17 protein-coding genes and 3 tRNA genes are annotated in these 18,308 nt (G+C 65.1%); 13 read left to right on the forward strand and 7 right to left on the reverse strand.

Going from position 1 to position 18,308, the window contains the following annotated elements; genetic code table 11:
• Position 1 precedes the first annotated feature (1 nt).
• Together HAPAU_RS02355 and HAPAU_RS02360 are read right to left on the reverse strand one after the other, a co-directional pair.
• Positions 2 to 1,810 (reverse strand): flippase-like domain-containing protein, encoded by a 1,809-nt coding sequence (locus HAPAU_RS02355; protein WP_066379058.1) that lies wholly within the window; start codon positions 1,808 to 1,810, stop codon positions 2 to 4.
• 219 nt (positions 1,811 to 2,029) lie between these two features.
• A complete protein-coding gene (locus HAPAU_RS02360) occupies positions 2,030 to 2,785 on the reverse strand; it encodes a DUF5781 family protein (protein ID WP_066379060.1) in 756 nt (251 codons plus the stop codon).
• Positions 2,786 to 3,014: 229 nt separating this feature from the next.
• On the opposite strand from HAPAU_RS02360, the gene HAPAU_RS02365 reads away from it, so the two are divergent.
• The 5 genes from HAPAU_RS02365 to HAPAU_RS02385 all read left to right on the forward strand — a co-directional run bounded on the left by HAPAU_RS02365 (position 3,015) and on the right by HAPAU_RS02385 (position 7,783).
• Entirely contained in the window at positions 3,015 to 3,410 is a 396-nt protein-coding gene (locus tag HAPAU_RS02365) for a universal stress protein (RefSeq protein ID WP_066379062.1), read from the forward strand.
• Positions 3,411 to 3,534: 124 nt separating this feature from the next.
• On the forward strand, positions 3,535 to 4,944 hold the full coding sequence (locus HAPAU_RS02370) for a single-stranded DNA binding protein (protein ID WP_066379064.1): 1,410 nt from the start codon (positions 3,535 to 3,537) through the stop codon (positions 4,942 to 4,944).
• A gap of 34 nt (positions 4,945 to 4,978) precedes the next feature.
• Positions 4,979 to 6,298: an aminotransferase family protein gene (locus HAPAU_RS02375; RefSeq protein WP_245634012.1), complete on the forward strand. Its 1,320-nt coding sequence runs from the start codon at positions 4,979 to 4,981 to the stop codon at positions 6,296 to 6,298.
• A 24-nt stretch (positions 6,299 to 6,322) separates the two neighbouring features.
• The gene (locus tag HAPAU_RS02380) at positions 6,323 to 6,754 is read left to right on the forward strand and encodes a histone family protein (protein ID WP_066379071.1); all 432 of its coding nucleotides are present in this window, start codon (positions 6,323 to 6,325) and stop codon (positions 6,752 to 6,754) included.
• 24 nt (positions 6,755 to 6,778) lie between these two features.
• On the forward strand, positions 6,779 to 7,783 hold the full coding sequence (locus HAPAU_RS02385) for a histone deacetylase family protein (RefSeq protein WP_066379073.1): 1,005 nt from the start codon (positions 6,779 to 6,781) through the stop codon (positions 7,781 to 7,783).
• Here HAPAU_RS02385 and cca read toward each other — a convergent pair.
• Positions 7,765 to 9,114: a CCA tRNA nucleotidyltransferase gene (gene cca / locus HAPAU_RS02390; protein ID WP_066379075.1), complete on the reverse strand. Its 1,350-nt coding sequence runs from the start codon at positions 9,112 to 9,114 to the stop codon at positions 7,765 to 7,767. The two genes, HAPAU_RS02385 and cca, sit on opposite strands and share 19 nt — an antisense overlap.
• Before the next feature lie 94 nt (positions 9,115 to 9,208).
• Between cca and HAPAU_RS02395 the strand changes: the two genes are divergently transcribed.
• From HAPAU_RS02395 to HAPAU_RS20810, 6 genes are all read left to right on the forward strand, one after another.
• A tRNA-Asn gene (locus tag HAPAU_RS02395) sits at positions 9,209 to 9,281 on the forward strand.
• Between the two features lie 274 nt (positions 9,282 to 9,555).
• Positions 9,556 to 9,630 (forward strand) — tRNA-Ile (locus tag HAPAU_RS02400).
• Between the two features lie 257 nt (positions 9,631 to 9,887).
• Positions 9,888 to 10,070: a hypothetical protein gene (locus HAPAU_RS02405; protein WP_066379078.1), complete on the forward strand. Its 183-nt coding sequence runs from the start codon at positions 9,888 to 9,890 to the stop codon at positions 10,068 to 10,070.
• Between the two features lie 227 nt (positions 10,071 to 10,297).
• On the forward strand, positions 10,298 to 10,651 hold the full coding sequence (locus HAPAU_RS02410) for a hypothetical protein (RefSeq protein WP_066379080.1): 354 nt from the start codon (positions 10,298 to 10,300) through the stop codon (positions 10,649 to 10,651).
• A 210-nt stretch (positions 10,652 to 10,861) separates the two neighbouring features.
• Complete coding sequence (locus tag HAPAU_RS02415) at positions 10,862 to 12,295, forward strand: FAD-binding oxidoreductase (protein WP_066379083.1); 1,434 nt, start codon at positions 10,862 to 10,864, stop codon at positions 12,293 to 12,295.
• A 327-nt stretch (positions 12,296 to 12,622) separates the two neighbouring features.
• A complete protein-coding gene (locus HAPAU_RS20810) occupies positions 12,623 to 12,787 on the forward strand; it encodes a hypothetical protein (RefSeq protein WP_157078408.1) in 165 nt (54 codons plus the stop codon).
• Between the two features lie 75 nt (positions 12,788 to 12,862).
• On the opposite strand, the gene HAPAU_RS02420 is transcribed toward HAPAU_RS20810, so the two are convergent.
• Positions 12,863 to 13,099, reverse strand: coding sequence for a DUF7385 family protein (locus tag HAPAU_RS02420; protein WP_066379086.1), 237 nt, complete (start codon positions 13,097 to 13,099; stop codon positions 12,863 to 12,865).
• A 52-nt stretch (positions 13,100 to 13,151) separates the two neighbouring features.
• Here HAPAU_RS02420 and HAPAU_RS02425 point away from each other — a divergent pair, with 52 nt between their 5' ends.
• The gene (locus HAPAU_RS02425) at positions 13,152 to 13,595 is read left to right on the forward strand and encodes a DUF7504 family protein (protein ID WP_157078409.1); all 444 of its coding nucleotides are present in this window, start codon (positions 13,152 to 13,154) and stop codon (positions 13,593 to 13,595) included.
• 108 nt (positions 13,596 to 13,703) lie between these two features.
• Here the strand turns inward: HAPAU_RS02425 and HAPAU_RS02430 are convergent, their stop codons facing one another.
• Positions 13,704 to 13,910 carry a hypothetical protein gene (locus tag HAPAU_RS02430; protein WP_066379092.1) on the reverse strand — a complete coding sequence of 69 codons (207 nt, stop codon included), beginning with the start codon at positions 13,908 to 13,910 and terminating at the stop codon, positions 13,704 to 13,706.
• Between the two features lie 361 nt (positions 13,911 to 14,271).
• Between HAPAU_RS02430 and katG the strand changes: the two genes are divergently transcribed.
• Positions 14,272 to 16,461 (forward strand): catalase/peroxidase HPI, encoded by a 2,190-nt coding sequence (gene katG, locus HAPAU_RS02435; protein ID WP_066379407.1) that lies wholly within the window; start codon positions 14,272 to 14,274, stop codon positions 16,459 to 16,461.
• 217 nt (positions 16,462 to 16,678) lie between these two features.
• Here katG and HAPAU_RS02440 read toward each other — a convergent pair.
• A tRNA-Arg gene (locus HAPAU_RS02440) sits at positions 16,679 to 16,751 on the reverse strand.
• Positions 16,752 to 16,798: 47 nt separating this feature from the next.
• Positions 16,799 to 18,277, reverse strand: coding sequence for an MATE family efflux transporter (locus HAPAU_RS02445; protein WP_066379095.1), 1,479 nt, complete (start codon positions 18,275 to 18,277; stop codon positions 16,799 to 16,801).
• Positions 18,278 to 18,308: the final 31 nt, after the last annotated feature.

Consider the following 18,308-nt stretch of genomic DNA (forward strand, 5'->3'; position numbering starts at 1 on the left):
GTTAGTCCGAATCGGTCGCGATCTCGCGGGCCTCGCGGCTCTCCTCGACGGCGGTGGTCAGCGAGACGTTGAGCGCGAGCATCGAGCCCACGCCGCCGACCACCGTTACGCCGTTTTTGATCGCGTGATCGACGATCGCCGCGCCCAGCGCGACGCTCGCGCCGATGGGCGTGAGTGCGACGACCAGCACCGTAAATGCACCCTCGTACATTCCGATCCCCCCCGGCGAGAGGGGAAGGACCTTCGCGAGGTTGCCGACGCTGACGGCGAAGAACCCGACCGAGAGCAGCGCCACGGGCGAGATATCGACCCCGAACGCGAGCAAGACGAGGATGGCCGCGAGCACGTCGATGCTCCAGATGGCGAAGCTGCTGGCGGCGATCCGGGCCGAAGCCCGCCGGTTGCCCGCGACCAGTTGGATGTCGCCGACGAACCGTTCTGCGATCTCCGTGATGAACTCCGCGGAGGCGCCCGAGCCGAGTCGGTCGCCGAACGCGCGCACGTAGTTGCGGTCGGTCCGCACGCTCAGGACGATCAGCGCGATCGCCCCGAACGCGGCCAGCCCGACCGTCGCGGCGGCGATCATCGTCGCCCGGCCGCCTCCCGGGACCTCGCTCCCGACGATGTCGGTGTAGAGCCCGCCGACGCTCGTGGCGCCGGTGGCCGCCAGTCCCAAGAACACCGTGCCCGCGAGCGCGGTGACCATCAGCAGGTCGAACACTCGCTCGATGGCCAGCGAGGCGAAGCCCGAGGGATAGGGGACGTTTCGCCGCGCCTTGACGACGTACGCCCGGATCGGATCGCCCAGCCGGGCCGGGAAGACCACGTTCCCGGTCTGGCTGATGAAGATCGCGCCGGTCAGGAAGCCGACCTTCTCGTGAAAGCCCAGTTCCGCGAGGATGTCGCGATACCGCACGCCCATCAGCGGCAGCGAGACCACGTAGATCAGCGCCGAGAGCGCGATCAACAGCGGGTCGGCCTCGCTCATGCGGGCCAGCACCTCCGAGGGATCGAAGAACTGCGCGCCGAAGACGATCAAAAGCAGGGTGAACAGGATCCCGCCGGCGACCGTCGTCCGCTGGGTGATGCGGGGGTCGACCGAGTACTCCCACCACATCCGCCCGACTCCGCCGCCCATGTCGAGGACGTCACGCGAGAAGTCGACCGTCGAGTCCCCCTTGGAGGTCCACTCGACGGGGAATTCCTTGACGCGATAGCCCATGTTCTGGGCGCGCACGAGCACCTCGGTGTCCCAGTACCAGTGGTCGTCCTCGACGGCGTCGAACAGTTCGAACGCGGTTTCGCGGTCGAACGCCTTGAACCCACACTGGTGGTCCCTGAGATCGGAGGGCAGGGCCAGCCGGACGAGCCCGTTGAACACGCGGCTCGCACCGCCGCGTTTCAGCGGGCGGTCGGCCTTCCGGCCGGGCATCCACCGCGAGCCGGTCGCCACGTCGTAGCCCTCGGTGCGAACGCTCTCGACGAGCTCCTCGAGGTGGTGCATGTCGGTCGCCAGGTCCGTATCGAAGAAGACCAGCACCTCGCCCTCCGAGACGCGGAATGCTTGTTCGACCGCGCCGCCGCGTCCGAGACGTTCCTCGCCGTGGAAGTGACGTACCCGCGGGTCGGCCTCTGCGAGCCGGCTCGCGATCTCGGGGGTCCGATCCGAACAGCCGTCCTCCGCGACGATGACCTCGAAGGCGTCGCGGGGAAGGAACCCCTCCAACGTTCGGATCGTGATCTCGACTGTCCCCTCGATCGTCTCCTCCTCGTTGTACGCCGGGAGGACGACGCTGACGATGCGGCTCATCCGGGAAACCGCCCGTTCCAGTCGTCTCGTATCAGGATCGATCGATCCCGTGCGGGTCTCCCACCGTCGTGAGCGACGAGTCCGTGCCGTCCGCGAGGACCCCTCATCAATAATCTATTTGACATTATCCCTGCCCACCTCTAGTACCATATCTGGGACACGCTTGATCATAAACCCCTTGCTGTAGACTTCCCGGCCCGTTGAGGTACCTATGACGGGTCAGTCGGCCGCTTGCGCGTCCGTCGCGGTCGCGTACGTCCGTGTCGCGTCGACGAGCGCCTTGCGGTACTCGCTCTCGTCGGGATCGTTCCTGAGGTCCCGGAACCGGCGTTTGAACGCCTCGAACCCGACCCCCGGTGCGTCCCGAACGGCCGCGTGGGCCAGATCGTACAGCCGGTGGTCCTCCCCGACGAGGCCGTGGCGTTCGACCAGCGCGAGCGCGAACGCGGCGTTGACGACCGTTATCTCTGGATCGGCGGCCGGCGAGATCCGCTCGAAGCCCGCCCGGGACGGCGCGGGTCTGTCGGCCAGCGCCGCCGCCAGCCCGGATTCGAGAAAGGAGACGAGTTTGTCCGCCGGACCCAGCGTCAGGGTGATGTCGTCGGCGTAGATGTCCTTCATGTGGTTCGCGATCTGATAGCAGTGAGCGAGTTTGTGACGTTCGACACTCCGGCCCGAGAGCGCGAGAAACAGCGCCTCGTCGGTCGACTGGGTGTGTGAGGGATGGCCCCGCTCGTTTCGGTGCATATGGGCGAACTCATGTAAGGCGAGTTCGCGGGCCATCGCGCTCGTGGCGGCCTGTCGGGAGATGTTGAGCACGTGGTACTCGCCGGGATGGGACGTCCAGGTCCGCTCGTCGGGGTCCTCGCGGATCCGAACCCGCACGGGAAGCGAGAGGTCGTACTCGGTCTCGAAGAGGTCGCGGGCACTCAGAAACGGGGAGGGTGGGGCGGAACCTGTCACTCGAAGGTCCATGTCTATCCGTACCAGGGGTTCGAGGGGTATGACTGTTGCCCCGAAAGCCCTCGGCCGGACCTGACAGTCCGACCGGACGGCACTCGCGAAACGCCTGCCCTCCCCCGCCCCGCGAACGGGTCGAGAGTGACGACCCGTTCGCGCCGGTCACCGTATGGGACAACCGTGTCGTTGAGGACGGGTCCTGTGATCCCCCGCGTTTTTGCCGTGGGCCGTCGTAGCTACCCGTATGGCAGAGAGAATCCTCGTTCCGATCGACGACTCGGACCGATCAACGGAAGCGATGGAGTTCGCCTTCGACGGGAACCCCGATGCCACGTTCGTGGCGTTGCACGTCCACGAACCAGTCTACGGCGAGGGGTTCGCGTGGCGCGACGGCGATGACGACGTCGAACGGCTGTTCGCCCACGCCGAGGAGATCGCCGAGAAGCACGGCGTCGCGCTCGAAACCGTAAGCAGCGAGGGCAAACCCTCCGACGAGATCGTCGAGTACGCCGAGGAGAACCCGGTAGATTCGATCGTCATGGGATCGCACGGTCGGTCGGGGGCCTCGCGCGTGCTGTTGGGCAGCGTCGCCGAAACGGTCACCCGTCGCTCGCCGGTCCCGGTGACGGTCGTTCGCTGAACGGAACGGCGAATCGAGGAGCGATCGACCGGAAACGGCGGAGTCCGCTAATCGCCCGCAGAGGGCGGGTTTGACCGGCAACGGCAACGCTTATGCGCGGGCCACGACACCCGTTCTAGAGAGAATGGGCGCGATAGAGGACGTGTATTCGGACCTCGACACGGACGTTTCGTTCGAAGAGTTCGAGGAGGCAGTCGAGGCGAAGGTCGAACAGATGGGTGGGCTCGCGGACGACGAGACCGCCGCGATGCTGATCGCCCACGAGCTACGCGACGAGGAGGTCACCGGTATCAGCGACATCGAACCCGGAATGGACGAGGTGAAGTTCCTCGCGAAGGTCACCGGCGTCGGCGAGCTTCGTACCTTCGACCGGGATGAGGAGGACGAGGACGGCATGGTGATCAACGTCGAGGCTGCCGACGCGACCGGCTCGGTCAGACTCGCCTTCTGGGACGAGCAGGCCAAAGCCATCGAGAACGAGGGAATGGAACCGGGCACCGTCCTTCGAGTGAAGGGCCGTCCCAAGGAGGGCTACAACGGCCTGGAGGTCAGCGTCACCCAAGCCGAGGAGGACCCCGACGCCGAGGTCGACGTCCAGATCCAGGACACCTACCGGATCGAGGACCTCTCGATGGGACTGTCCGACGTCGACGTCCGGGGAAGGGTACTCGCGACCGACTCGATCCGTACGTTCGACCGCGACGACGGCTCCGAAGGACGAGTGGCGAACCTCACACTCGGGGACGAGACCGGGCGGATCAGGATCACCCTCTGGGACGAGCGCACCGAGGCCACGGAGGAGTTCTCGGCGGGCCAGTCCGTCGAGATCACCGACGGCTACGTCCGGGAGCGAAACGGCGACATCGAGCTCCACGTCGGCAACCGGGGCACCATCGCGGAGATCGACGAGGAGATCGAGTACATCCCCGAGACCACGCCCATCGAGGCCCTGGAGATCGAGGACGTCGCGGATATCGGCGGCGTGGTCCGTTCGGCGGATCCGAAACGAACGTTCGACCGCGACGACGGATCGGAAGGGCAGGTCAGAAACGTCCGAATTCAGGACGAGACGGGCGACATCCGGGTCGCGATGTGGGGCAAGAAGGCCGACATCGAGATGGGGCCGGGCGATACCGTCCAGTTCGCCGACGTCGAGATCCAGGACGGCTGGCAGGACGACATCGAGGCCAGCGCGGGCTGGCGCTCGACGGTGACGGTCACCGATTCCGGTGCCGGAGCCGGCGGGCCTGCGACCGGCAGTGATTCGGACTCGGCGGACCTCTCGTCGTTCGGCGACGGCGCGAGCGGTTCCGACGAGTCGGTGACGGAGGATACGACGGCTGACGAGGCCGACGCCGACGCGGAGGTCGTCGAGTTCACAGGTACAGTAGTTCAGCCGGGCAACCCGGCGAAACTCGACAACCGCGACGAGACCGTGACCGTCCTCACGAACGAGGACCTCTCGCTGGGCGAGGAGGTCACGGTGAGAGGCCCGATGCGCGAGGGACGGATCGACGCCGAGGACGTCGTTTAGAACCTTTTTTCATTACCGGGCCCGATGATCGGGTATGTCACAACAGCGCATGGAACCGGCAAGCGCGACGCTCGCTCACTGGTCGAGCCCCGACGGCGACCCGCCGACCATCGTCGAGGGAGAGGGCTGTTACGTCACCGACGACGAGGGCGAGGAGTACCTCGACTTCATCGCCCAGCTCTACTGTGTCAACGCCGGCCACGGAAACGGGGAGATCAACGCGGCCATCGAAGAACAGCTCTCGAAGGTGGCGTACGTCTCCTCGGCGAAGCACAACGACACGCGCGATCGGCTGGCCGACGAGCTCGCCGAGATCGCACCCGGCCGACTCTCGAACACCTTCTTCTCGATCTCGGGTAGCGAGGCCAACGAGGCGGCGGTCCAGATCGCCCGCGAGTACACGGGCGCGCCGAAGGTCCTGACGCGCTACCAGTCCTATCACGGCGGGACCTACGGCGCGGGGAGCCTGACGGGCGACCCCTCCACCAGAGCAGCGCTCGAACCCTACGGCGGGACCGCGACCGGAAAGTTCCTGCCGCCGCTGCCCGAGGCATTCGACGCCGAGGGCGAGGAGCTAGCAGAGAAGGCCGCGAACCACCTGGAGTACGTGATCCGAAACGAGGGCCACGAGACCGTCGGCGCCGTGTTGATGGAGCCGGTCGCGGGCACCAGCGGTGCGTATCCCGCCCCCGAGGGATATTTCGAGCGGGTCCGGGAGATCTGCGACGAGTACGATGTGCTGTTGATCGCCGACGAGGTCATCACCGGCTTCGGGCGGTGTGGCGAGTGGTTCGGGATCCAGACGGAGGGGATCGAACCGGACATGCTGACGTTTGCGAAGGGCGTCACGAGCGCCTACGCACCGCTCGCGGGCGTGCTCGTCGGCCCCGAGATCGCCGACAACGTCCGCGAAGGGGGCTACGATCTCGGACAGACCTTCGGGGGCCACCCCCTCTCCTGTGCGGCGGGGCTGGGCGCCATCGATGTCTATCGCGACGGCCTCCTCGAGAACGTCAGAGAGAACGCGGCGTATTTCGAGGACGAGCTCAGGGAGCTAGAAGCGCACGACGCCGTCGCGGACGTGCGCGGTCGGGGCTTCCTCTGGGGGATCACGTTCAGGGACGGCGAGGAGCCGTTCGTCGACCCGTGGACCGATCCCGACGCCGATAACCCCGTCGGAACGGTCGTCGAGGAGGCCGCCGAGCGGAACGTGCTGATCGGGGCGGGCCGGCCGGCGACGCAGGTCATCTGTGCGCCGCCGCTGTGCGCGGGGCGAGAGGAAATCAGCGACGGTGTCGACGCGCTCGATGCGGCGATCGGGGCCGCCTTCGGTCGAAACGACGAAAACGCTTAAGCGTCCCTGTGGATGGGATTGTGTATGAGCGTCGAGTTGCCGTTCGCGCCGGTGGATACGATCATCCGGCGCAACGCCGGCGGGTTGCGCGTCAGTGCCGAAGCGACGGCGGAACTTGCCGAACGGATCCAACGACGGGGGGCATCCATCGCGGCGAGAGCGACCGAGGGCGCCGACGCCGAGGGCAGAAAGACACTGATGCCGGCCGACTTCGGCGTCGAGGAGGTGGTCGATCCCGACGCGCTCGAACTCCCGATCGCGCCGGTCGACCGGATCGCCCGACTCGACATCGACGACCGCTACCGGGTCTCGATGGATGCCCGTATCGCCCTAGCACAGCTACTGGAGGCCGACGCCGACGACATCGCCGAGGGCGCAACGAGACTCGCGCGCCACGCCGGCCGCCGGACGATAAAAGCCGAGGACGTCCGGATGTACCTCGAACTGGTCGAATGAAGGGGATGAGAGTGGAATGATGACATGAAATTCGGATACAGCGACACCTGTCTCGAGCACGACACGGGGGGACGCCACCCGGAGACGCCCGACCGCCTCCGGGCGATCAAACGCGGGCTCACCCGGAAACACGGCGTCGAGTACGTCGAGGCAGATCCGGCGAGCGTCGCCGCCATCGAGGCGGTCCACGACCCCGAGTACGTCGCCGAAATCGAGCAGTTCTGTGCCTCCGGCGGTGGGAACTGGGACCCCGACACCGTCGCCGTCGAGGAGACGTGGGACGCGGCCCTCCAGAGTGCCGGCCTCGCCCAGTGGGCCGCCGAGGGTGCCCTCGACGGGAAACAGGGCCGGGATACCCCCTTCTCGATCGGTCGGCCGCCGGGCCACCACGCCCTGTCGGATGACGCGATGGGGTTCTGTTTCTTCAACAACGCGGCGGTCGCCGCCCAGACGGCCCTCGAGGAGGTCGATCGGGTCGCGATCGTCGACTGGGACGTTCACCACGGCAACGGCACCCAGGAGATCTTCGAGAACCGGTCGGACGTCCTCTACGCCTCGCTCCACGAGGAGGGGCTGTATCCGGGGACGGGCGACGCCGAGGAGACCGGGACCGGCGAGGGCGAGGGGGCGACCTGCAACGTCCCGCTCCCCGCGGGGACCGACGACGACGGGTATCTGTACGCCGTCGAGGAGGTACTGGCCCCGGCTATCGAGCGGTTCGACCCCGGTCTCTTACTCGTGAGCGCCGGCTTCGACGCCCACCGCCACGACCCCATCTCGCGGATGCGCGTCTCGACCGACGGTTTCGGCCACCTCACGATCGCGCTCCGGGAGATCGCCGATTCGGCCTCGGCACCGATCGCGTTCGTTCTGGAGGGGGGATACGGCCTCGATACCCTCTCAGAGGGGGTCGCGATGGTCCACGAGGTCTTCGACGGCCACACCCCCGTCGAGAGCGAGTCGAAGGCCGACGGAGACGTCGAGGAGATCGTCTCGGATCTCCGCGAGCGTCACGGGCTGGGCTCGTAGTACCGCGCGAGGTCGGCGTCGAACTCCGCAAGGAGATCGAGGAGTTCGTCACCGACGAGCAGGTCGTATCCCCCATCGAGCGCGCACTCGACGGCCGGGCCGAGCGCCACCGAGAACAGTTCACTCTCCAGACACTCGACCGCGGCGGTGTACTCGCGCTCGCGTTCGACGACGTAGCGCCCCTCGTCAACGAAGGGGCCGTAGGCGTCGCTTTCATCGTATTTCTCGTAGAAGGCGGCGGCGTGCTCGCGGACGTGGACCGGCGGGCCGACGTGGCGCTCGACGGCGGGGAGCGAATCGACCTCGGGCTCGATCATCAGGAGCGCCCGGTCGGCGGCGAACGCCGCCGACCTGAGGACCGAGAACCCCCGCCGATCGAGTTCGTCGACGAGGTTCGAGCGGGACTTCTCGAGTTGGGGATAGAGCTGGTCGTCGACGATATCCGGTGTGGGGAACCGAAGCGCTATCGGCGTCGTCTCGCGGCGTGCGAGGTGGGTTTCCAGATCCTCCCGGGAGAGCGGGGAGGGATCGCTCGACTCAAACCGGTCCTCGTGAGGGTCGTCCGTCAGAGTGCGGGCGTGGTGCTGGAAGCGTGCGAGGTTGGTACTCGAAAGGACCGCCGCGACGTTTCGCTCGGGATCCGTGGGGTCGATCACGACCAGCGGGTCGTCGAACCCCCGGGTACCGTGATCCTCCGGATCGAGTTCGACCGGCAGGTGCCAGTCGGCGACGACCTCGATCAGCGGGCGAACACCGCCGAACTCGATCACGAGGAGTTCACAGAGATACCCCGAAAATCCCTCCGTTCGGAGGTCGCTGCCGTAGATCCCGCAGGCGGTGAGAAATCGCTTGAGGACGCGCACGTCCGCGGCGAGGTCGGTCGTGATCTCGCGTTCGACGTACTCGGTGTGAAAGGGGGTGCGGTCGACCGCCGAGCGCGCGTCGGTCGCGGATTGGACCCGATAGCAGGGGACGAGATCCACGTCGTAACCCTCGAATTTCCCCGTCGTATAGGGGTGTTCGGCGTACTCGGCGCGTCCCTCCGGGAGGACCGCGCGACCGACCTCCAGTCCCATCGATTCGAGGTCCTCGCGCGGGAGATCGGGGGGAAAGCGGACGAACAGGTCGATGTCCTGATCACCGGGGAGCCACGTTTCTCTGGCAGTGGATCCCACACGAACGAGATCGGTTTCGACGGAGAGGTCGGCGGTAGCCGACTCCGTACGAGCGACGAAGCGGTCGGTCGCGTCCGCGAGGCGCTCGCGTTCGGCCTCCGAGGGGGTCGTCCGCTCGCGGACGGTGGCGAGGACGGAAGAGAGGGCGTCGGTCATTGCCGACGGTTCCCCCGGAGCGGGTGAAAGGGTATCGATGGGACGACGACAAAGCGAAAGTCCTATTTAACGAGTGGGGTTAGGTTGGAGTGAAGCCGCCGTAGCTCAGTTGGTAGAGCACCTGGTTGTTACCCAGGTTGTCCCAGGTTCGAGTCCTGGCGGCGGCGTGAATTTTCTGCGAAAATTCACGGCCCGCAAGACGCAGTCTTGCGACGGCGTCAAAACGAAGTTTTGACGAGCACACGAGAACCGCGAAGCGGTTCTCGGGACGGCGTGAAATCGCAGCGCGATTTTACGCGCAATGGGAACGTTTCGGGTTTCGGTGACCGCGTACGTCTGTTACAGTCGATCTCACGGAGCCGTGGCTCTAGTATCGTCTCGTTGCAACTGGTTACGACCATCCGGCAGAATTTTGTTCGGCGGTTCAGTACCCCGAGAGGAGGGCCCGTATCTCAGTCTGGTTAGAGAGGTCGGCTCATAACCGACTCGTCCTTGGTTCAAATCCGAGCGGGCCCATCGATTCTGCGAGGAACGGGAGTGAGGAGCGGTTGAACGGTGTCGAATAGTGACCGGATGGATCTGTAGAAATTACTCTCAACGGACCGATTGGGAGACTGGCCCGAGGAGCCCTCCAGGAGATATACACGTAGAACGACTGCTCCATAGAGATACATATCAGTGTTGAGTAACTTATTTACCAGAAGACGTTCTGTGAAGAATATAGGGACCGGGCGACGAGCCTGATCGAGGTCCTTCGAGAGACCAGACGACACATGAAACACGTCACCGAGGCACGATCCATCGACGGACGGGTAGCGGCAAGCGAGTACGAACTCGACCTCGTTCACGATCCGCGGACGACACCGGTACGGGTCGCGATATTCGATGTCGATGACGTCGACCGATGGATCCGGGCGAACGAGGGTCTCCTCGTGGACCTCACGACGGTCCGATGACGGTCGACTCGAATTCTCTATAACTATTCCGTATCGTGTCGGATAGGTCCCGAATGTGAACGCATCTGATACGGATCAATATACTATATAGATCTCCTAGAAGAGTTCTTGTGTTTTCCATCGAATATCCATACGATGGTAAGAACCCGCTTACAGCGCCATAAATACACAGCGATCGAGAGGTGTCAATACATAGTCGGTCGAAACCAGCGTCCGAGGACGCGCGTATGACGGGCAGTATTGAGAGAGCGGACGAAAATACATATATCGGTCGCGATAGCGCGCCCTGTAAACACTGCAACGAGGTCATCGAGACCGACGTACCGGCGTGTCCCCACTGTGGAAACCAGCCGGTAGCAGCGGTCAAATGGGCGAGTATCGCGGCGATAGTCATCGGGACGATACTCGCGGTACCGATCGGGTATGTCGAATGGATGGCGTGGTTCGGCCCTCTCGTCGGCGTCGTGCTGTTCTGTGGCGGTGTCGGCGTCTACTGGGTCGTCACGGAGCGTTACAGCCCGACGAAGTACGACGCGACGACCGACTCGAGGTACTCCGAGGCGGAACCCGCTAGATCCTGAGAGTAGCCACCGGGTGTCGGAGCCGATCGAACGGGTCGTTACGATCGGGGCTCAGATACGGAGGATCGACGGGTCGATATCGGACCAGCCGACACGCCGACAGAACGCCCTCCATCGCCACCACCGACCCCGAAATCCGGCAGCCGGATATCCGACCGGTATGTAAACCGTACTAAACGTTCATGCCGACTCGAAGCATAGCTATCGGGTATGGCCACGATAGGTCGGTCACCGGGTGAGGAGGCGCTCGCCGGGCTATCGAGCGAGGCGCTCGAAGCGTTCGAGAGGGAGTTTCATGGCGAGCTACTGTTCCCGCAGGACGCGGGGTACGGGGAGGCGCGGACGGTCTGGAACGGGATGATCGACAGCTATCCCGCGATCATCGCGCGCTGTTCGGGCGTCGCGGACGTCATCACGGCGGTAACGTTCGGACGCGAGTACGACCTGCCGGTGGCGGTACGCGGCGGGGGACACAACGTCGCCGGCACGGCCGTTCAGGACGGGGGAATCGTCGTCGACCTCTCGGCGATGAACGGCGTGCGCGTCGACCCCGAGGCCCGGACGGTGCGTGCCGAAGGCGGGGCGACCCTCGGGGACGTCGACCGCGAGACACAGCTGTTCGGCCTCGCGACGGCCCTCGGCGCGGTCTCACAGACGGGGATTGCGGGCCTGACGCTCAACGGCGGCTACGGTCACCTGAGTCGGCAGTACGGGCTGTCGCTCGACAACCTGCGTAGCGTCGATATCGTCACGGCCGACGGGACGGTCCGGACCGCGAGCGCCGAGGAGAACACGGACCTGTTCTGGGCGGTCCGAGGCGGGGGCGGGAACTTCGGCGTGGTCACCTCCTTCGAGTACGCGCTCCACGAGGTCGGCCCCGAGGTGTACACCCTCTTCGTGTGGTTCCACGCCGAGGACTCGAAGGAAGCGATGGATCGCTACCGCGAGTGGATCGCTACCGCCCCACGGGAGGCGGGCGTGCTCGCGTTCGCCGCACACGTCCCCGACCTCGAGGAGTTCCCCGAGGAGCACTGGGGCGAGCCCACGGTCGCCATGCTGGGTTCGTATCGCGGCGATTCCGACGACGCCAGAGCGGTCTTCGAGGCTCTGGGAGAGGGCCTGACGCCCCTCGTCGACTTCAGCGGCCCGATGGCGTACACGGAGCTACAGTCGATGCTCGACGAGGACTACCCCGACGGGTTGCGTTACTACTGGAAGTCAGTCTACCTGTCAGCGGTCACCGACGAGGTCGTCGACCTGCTGCTCCGGTACAACGAGTCGACACCCTCGCCCCTCTCGACGGTCGACCTCTGGCACCTCGACGGCGCGGTTTCGGAGATTCCCCGGGACGCGACCGCGTTCTGGCACCGGGACAAGCCCTACATGATCACCTTCGAGGCCAACTGGGAGGACCCGGCGGACGACGACGCCAACGTGGACTGGGCGCGCGAGGGGATCGCCGAGACGCAGGACCTCTCGGTCGCCTCGGGCCGGTACGGCAACTTCCCGGGGATGAACGAGGACCCCACGAGGGCGCTCTTCGGCGACAACTACGAGCGGCTGGTCGAGATCAAATCGAGATACGACCCGGAGAATCTCTTTCGGTCGAACGCGAACGTCGCGCCACGGCCGAGCGCCCCATGAGACGGTGCCTCGGAACGCACGGGACGTTCCCGACCGAAAGCGAACGGCCCCGGACAGCGACGGTGTCAGCCCGGGACCGGCGTAGAGGACGGCGAGGGCGCTGTGCGCGAGACGGTTACTGTCTGTGAACCGAAACGAGAGAGTCTCCGGAGTCGACCGTCGGTAATCGGAGGATTCCCGGGACGTTCGCACGGCCCCGCCGTCGATCGAATCACTGTGTAGAGGGGTAAACCAAGTACACGAGGAGTTGAGTTATCCCTATTGTCAATGATTCGGTAGTTTCATTACAGTAAACGGTAAACGGGGTATCGGGGAGGGGATCAGTAAATGCCGATTCAGCTGTCGATACTCGCGGTCGTACTGGTGTTGGTCGTGCCGGCGGTGGCGTACCTGCTGTACGCCTTCGTCCGAGGGTTCGTCATCGAGACCAGACGGTTACGGACGCCGAACTACACGCCACGGACGATAGACGACGGACGCGACGACTATTGAGGCCGCGGGACGAACCGCCGAAGGGAGCGGCCCAGTCCGATCCGGAGGGGCACTCGTAGACGGCCAGTCGCGGGGCTATTCGTGGGTGAACAGGAACAGCCGTCCGTCGTCGTTTGTGACGGTGCAGAGGTTCATCACCTTGCCGAGCGAGAGGCTCGTCTCGTCGTGTTTGCAGACCACGAGGTAATCGAACGAGTCCTCGCACACCGGACACGCGATGGCCGTCGTGTTCTGATAGCTCGCGGTCGCCTCGTTCTCCTCGCGCGGCGTCAGGTAGCTCTTCATCTCGTCGAGGTTGTCGACGGTCGCCATACCCGATACGGGGGCGGGTGGGAAATAAAGCTACGCTCGTGATCAACACCGTTTGCCGTCCCGTCTCCGGGTTCTCGACGATCCGACTGCCGGGGGCGTAGAGCGATTCCTCCGGAGGGTCTATCGGAACACGCCACCAGTCGACGGGGTGATCGTGCTCACGACCGAACGGAGCGCAACCGAGGTCCTCCGGGCCTACACGGAGCCGACCGACGAAAACCGGGCGGGAATCGGAATCATCGACACGCGATCGGCAGGCCAGTACGTCGAGGACGTCTATCGGGAGCGCCCGATCCACTACACGGCCGCCGACAGTGACATCGAGCGGACCGCGATGTCGGTCACCAAACTGACCGAGGCGCTGCCGACGACACCCGCACAGCGGCTTCACCTGATCGTCGACTCCTACAGCGCCCTACACGAGTCGTTGTCCCGGGAGGACCGCGCTCAACTGTTGAACACGTTTCACTCACAGATCGACGGGTACGGAATCTAGGTGACCGACGAGGCCGACGAGGTCCTCAGTCGATGGACGACGGGAGCCATCTGATTCGAGGGGGACGGGGACGAGACGCGATATCGTCGGGCATAGTGGCTCGCGGAGCTATTCGGTGTCGTCCGTGTCGGCTTCGTCGCTATCGAAGGTGACCTCCTCCTCGGGGTGGGGCTCGACGTGGCTGAGGATCCCGTGGGGAACGTAGCCGATGTTGTAGCCGTCCTCGTTGCGCAGGACGATCCCGCGTTCGTACTCCCGGAAGTCGAAACAGTTGACTTCCTCGTAGGTGTTGCCGGGTTTGAAGACGACTTTCATGGAGACCGATGGGACGGCGAGGGCCTAAAGAAGGAGGCCGGAGAACGCAAGCGGGCCCAACGGGACTCGTTCCCAGTGCGGACCGATCGTCCTGTGAAACGGGATTCGGCGGACTTCGATACACGCCAAGAGCCACACTCGCTCGACGAAACCGCCACCGGAGAGCGATAACCGTCGAGACTGCAGTCTTACCTCCGAGCCTCGTTGAAACCTCGTCGCTGATAGGACCGTAAACCCGTACTGAACGAGACGTGAACCCATCACTGGTGGAATTCACGAGTTCGATAAAATTCTTGCGCTGGCGCGAAGACTACATTACGGATGGACAAACTTAACATACGAGAGTGACAACATCCCGATGATGACTAGGTCCAACCGAGACTGGTGGCCGAACCAGTTGAACCTGACCATCCTCGACCAGAACGCTCGTCCGGTCGATCCGATGGGCGAAGAGTTCGACTACGCCGAGGAGTTCGAAAAACTCGACCTCGACGAAGTAAAGGCGGACATCGAGGACGTGTTGACGACGTCCCAGGAGTGGTGGCCGGCGGACTACGGTCACTACGGTCCGTTGATGATTCGAATGGCATGGCACAGCGCCGGTACGTACCGTACTACTGACGGTCGTGGCGGCGCCTCCGGCGGCACGCAGCGCTTCGCGCCGCTGAACAGTTGGCCCGACAACGCCAACCTCGATAAGGCACGTCGGCTGCTCTGGCCGGTCAAGCAGAAGTACGGCCGCAAACTCTCGTGGGCCGACCTGATCGTTCTGACCGGGAACGTCGCGCTCGAATCGATGGGCTTCGAGACGTTCGGCTTCGGCGGCGGCCGAGAGGACGAGTTCGAGCCGGACGAGGCCGTCGACTGGGGCCCCGAGGACGAGTGGGAGGCCTCCGACCGCTTCGAGGAGGAGGGCGAACTCGAGGGGAACCTCGCCGCCACCGTAATGGGGCTAATCTACGTGAACCCCGAGGGACCGGACGGCAATCCGAACCCCGAGGCGTCGGCGACGAACATTCGCGAGTCGTTCGGCAAGATGGCGATGAACGACGAGGAGACGGCCGCGCTCATCGCCGGCGGCCACACCTTCGGGAAGGTCCACGGTGCCGAGAACCCCGACGAGCACGTCGGTCCCGAGCCCGAGGCGGCCCCCATCGACCAGCAGGGCTTCGGCTGGGAGAGCAGCCACGGTTCGGGCAAGGGCAGCGACGCGATCACCAGCGGGATCGAGGGGCCGTGGAACGCCACGCCGACGATGTGGGACACGAGCTATCTCGACAACCTGCTCGACCACGAGTGGGAACCCGAGAAGGGTCCCGGCGGCGCGTGGCAGTGGACCACGGTCGACGATTCCCTCGATAACACCGCGCCCGGCACCGAAGACCCCGCCGAGAAGGAGGACGTGATGATGCTGACGACGGACATCGCGCTGAAACGCGATCCCGAATACCGCGAGATCATCGAGCGCTTTCAGGAGAACCCCACGGAGTTCCAAGAGGCGTTCGCGAAGGCGTGGTACAAGCTGATCCACCGCGACATGGGCCCACAGTCCCTGCTCCTCGGGCCGGAAGTCCCCGACGAGGAGATGCTGTGGCAGGACCCCCTCCCGGAGGTCGATTACGAACCCATTGGCGATGAGGAGATCGCCGAGCTCAAGGACGAGATCCTCGACTCGGACCTCTCGATTCCGCAACTCGTGAAGACCGCCTGGGCGTCGGCGTCGACCTACCGCTACGGCGACAAGCGCGGTGGCGCGAACGGTGCCCGGATCCGCCTCCGACCCCAGCGAGAGTGGGACGTCAACGACCCCGAGCAGCTGATGACCGTCCTGAACACCTTAGAGAGGGTCCAGGAGGAGTTCAACGGTTCGCGCTCGGACGACGTGCGCGTCTCGCTCGCCGACCTGATCGTGCTGGGCGGCAACGCGGCCATCGAGGAGGCGGCGGCCGAGGCCGGCTACGACGTGGAGGTGCCCTTCGAGCCGGGCCGTGTCGACGCCTCGCAGGAGCAGACCGATGTCGAAAGCTTCGAGGCACTTGAACCGAGAGCCGACGGGTTCCGCAACTACCTCGGGGGCGAGACCGACGACTCGGCCGAGGAGCTGCTGATCGACAAGGCCGACCTGTTGAACCTCACGGCTCCGGAAACGACGGCGCTGGTCGGCGGCATGCGCGCACTGAACGCGAACTACGACGACTCGGACCTCGGCGTCTTCACCGACCGGCCGGGAACGCTGACCAACGACTTCTTCGAGACCGTCCTCTCCATGGACTACGAGTGGGAAGCGGCCGAGGAGTCGGCATCCGAGTCCGAAGACGTCATGGAACGGGAGGAGCCCGGGGAGGCCCACGACGTCTACGAGTTGCGCGACCGTGAGACGGGCGACGTCGAGTGGACGGGCACCCGCGTCGACCTCGTCTTTGGATCGAACGCCCGACTTCGAGCCCTCGCGGACGTCTACGCGTCCGAGGACGGCGAGGAGCAGTTCGTCCAGGACTTCGTGGACGCGTGGCACAAGGTGATGACGCTCGACCGGTTCGACCTCGAATAATCACGGCCGAGCGTCTGCGGGATTTTTTTGCGACTGATTACGAAGCGTCGCGAACTCATGGAACGACGGAACCAGTAGGAAACCGAAGGACCGACTGGAGCCCCAGTGAAGCCGGGGTGACGAAGACGAACGGGAACTCGGGTTCGGGCGCGACGGGACTGCCGTGAGGGGACCGAACGGCAGTCAGGAGCTCCCGTTCTCTCGCTTCGCTCGTTTACGGGCGCGACGGGATTTGAACCCGCGGCATCTTGGTCCGGAACCAAGGACTCTGTCCACTGAGCTACGCGCCCTCGCTCCCACGTACCGGCGGCGGTCGTTTAACCGTTGTGAACCGCAATCACTCCTCGATGGATGGGGTCGGACCGACGGGCTCCTCGATCAACGACTCCTTCCACGTGCCCCGCAGGAACCACGCTCCAGCGAGCACTGCCCCGACGATGTGTCCCATCGTCATCCCGACCCAGATTCCCGTCGCGCCCCACCCGGCGGTGAAGGCGAGCAGGTAGACGGCTGGAACCCGGACTCCCCAGAGGTTAAGCCACGACAGCACCATCGCGGTCTTCGTGTTGCCCGCGCCGCGAAACGCCCCCAGAACGACCTGCATCACGCCGATGAACGCGAACTCCACCGATCGGATCCGCAGGTAGTCGGTCGCGAGCGCGATGGTTTCGGCCGCGCCGGGGACGTCCTCGCCGAGGAAGACGGCGTTGATCGGCCGGGCGAAGATCACGGCAACCACGGCGACGCCGGTCATCACCCCGCCTGCGGCCCCCGCCGCGAGCCGGACCGCCCGTTCGGCGCGCTCGGGTTTCTCGGCCCCCAGATTCTGACCGACGATCGTCTCCGTGGCCTTCGAGAGCCCGAGTGCGGGCAGGAACACGAGCGAGATCAGCCGGTTGCCGAGCCCGTAGGCGGCGACCACCGGCGGCGCAAAGGAGACCACCATCGCAGTCAGCACCACGAGCGCCAGCGCGTTCGCGGACTGCTCTAAGGAGGTCGGTACGCCCAATCGGGTGATCTCCCGGACGTTCTCCGGATCGAGCCGGAGGTGCGAGAGGCGAACGTCGGGACCGAACGGGGTCCGAAAGAGGACGTAAAAGGCGAGGAGACTCGCGACGCCCCGGGAGAAGACGGTCGCCAGCGCCGCTCCTTCGATTCCGTAGCCCGAGAACCCGGTGAGAGAAAACAACAGCCCTTCGAGCGAGGACAACGAGAGCCACGCGAACAGGGGGTTGCTGTCGAAGCCGAAGATCAAGAACGGATCGATGGCGACGTTGAGAACGACGCTTACGAACATGAGTCGCATCGGGAGTCGAGTGTTGCCTGACCCGCGCATCAGCGCCTCGAAGACGTAGAAGCCAAAGAGAAAGGGCAGCCCGAGGAAGAACACCCGCATGTAGTCGGCCGCGAGCGGGATCACCCGCTCCGTCGTTTGGGGATCGCTCGGGAGCAGGGAGAGGGCGGGGTCGGTGTAGAAGTAACCGAGAACACCGAGGAGGGTCGCGAGGACGCCCACGAACGCGAGCGTCTGGCCGGCGAACAGCCCCGCCGAGGCATCGCTCTCGGCACCGGTGTACTGGGCGACGAGGATGCTCCCAGCGGTGGTAAACCCGGCGGCGATCGCGATCAACAGGAAGACCAGCGGGAACGCGAGGCTGATCGCGCCGACGGCGTCCGCAGAGAGCTGACCGAGCCAGAGGGTGTCGGCGAGGTTGTAGGCGACCTGGAGCACCTGAAAGACAACGATTGGCCAGGCGAGGCGCACCATCGGGCGGATCAGTCCGCCGCTGGTGAGCGTGCTCGATGAATCGGCCACTGCGTTTCGAAACGGAGGCGAGCGCTAAGAA

It is taken from the genome of Halalkalicoccus paucihalophilus (genome assembly GCF_001593955.1).
GTDB lineage: Archaea > Halobacteriota > Halobacteria > Halobacteriales > Halalkalicoccaceae > Halalkalicoccus > Halalkalicoccus paucihalophilus.